The sequence below is a fragment of the Lutibaculum baratangense AMV1 genome (assembly GCF_000496075.1).
In the GTDB taxonomy this organism is placed as follows: domain Bacteria; phylum Pseudomonadota; class Alphaproteobacteria; order Rhizobiales; family Tepidamorphaceae; genus Lutibaculum; species Lutibaculum baratangense.
Genome location: NZ_AWXZ01000021.1, coordinates 1 through 1268 on the forward strand (window position 1 = coordinate 1; position 1268 = coordinate 1268).

Annotated in this window: 2 protein-coding genes; both read right to left on the reverse strand. The window is 70.3% G+C overall.

The window, feature by feature from the left end; genetic code table 11:
* On the reverse strand, window positions 1–596 hold a 596-nt coding region (locus tag N177_RS08545; protein ID WP_040485443.1), incomplete at its 3' end, for an ABC transporter ATP-binding protein.
* Window positions 593–1268: FecCD family ABC transporter permease (locus N177_RS08550; protein WP_040485444.1), on the reverse strand; the 676-nt coding region annotated here is incomplete at its 5' end. The genes N177_RS08550 and N177_RS08545, both read right to left, overlap by 4 nt.

Here is a 1268-nt window from a genome sequence, read left to right on the forward strand (position 1 = left end):
TGGGTGGACAGGATGACCGTCAGCCCCTCCTCGACGAGGTGGCGGACCGTCTCGACGACCATGATCTGGTTGCCGAAGTCGAGGCTCGCGGTCGGCTCGTCGAGGATCAGGATCCGCGGCTCCTGGGCGAGCGCCCGGGCGATCAGCACGAGCTGGCGCTCGCCGCCGCTGAGTTCCGTGTAGGAGCGCTCGGCGAGGCGGCCGATCCCGAGGCGGTCGATCACTCTCGCGGCCGCGATGCCGTCCGCCTCCGACGGCGCGGAGAAGGCGCCAAGCCGTGCCGTGCGGCCCATCATCACCATCTCCGTCACGGAGAAGGGGAAGTAGCCGGGGGAGGATTGCGGCACGTACCCGAACAGGCGCGCCCTGCGCCGGGCTGACCAGTGGCGCGTGTCCTCTCCGTCGACGGTGACGCGGCCGCCGAGCGGCGGGATGAGCCCGAGGATCGTCTTGAAGAGCGTGGTCTTGCCGCTGCCATTGGGCCCGAGCAGAGCCACCGCCTGCCCTTCGTCGCAGGCGAGCGACAGGCCGGAGCCGACGACCCTCCTGCCGTAGCCGAACGACACGTCATCGAGGCGCAGGAACGGGTGGCTCATTGCCAGTCCCGCCTCGCGGTCGCCAGCACCCAGATGAAGATCGGCGCGCCGACGATCGAGGTGAGCACGCCGAGCGGGATCTCCATCGGCCCGAGCGCGCGCGCGAGCGTGTCGACGACGAGCATGAAGGCGCCCCCCATCAGCATCGCGACCGGCAACAGGCGGCCGAACGAGGGACCGACGAGGAAGCGCGCGATGTGCGGGATGACGAGGCCGACCCAGCCGACGATGCCGCTGACGGAGACGACGGCCGCGGTCATCAGAGTGGCGCAGACGATCACGGCGATCCGCACCTTCGTCGTGTCGACGCCGAGGCTCCGCGCCTCCTCCTCGCCGAGCGTCATGACGTTCATGCGCCAGTGGAGCGCGACGAGCGGCGCCGCGGCGAGAATGAAGAGCGGTGCGATCGTCAGGAGGTCGTCTCGGTTGACGGCGGCGAGCGAGCCGAGAAGCCAGAAGGTGATCGCCGGGAGTTGGTTGTAGGGATCGGCCAGGACCTTGATCATCGAGACGCCAGCCCCGAGGAGCGTGCCGATCACGATCCCCGCCAGCACGAGGACGAGGACGGGATCGCGCCCGCGGACGAGGGTCGCGACGGCATAGACGAGCGCGACGGCCACGAGCCCGCCGGCGAAGGCGAGGCCCTGGATCACGAGGAGCGGCAGCGACAGG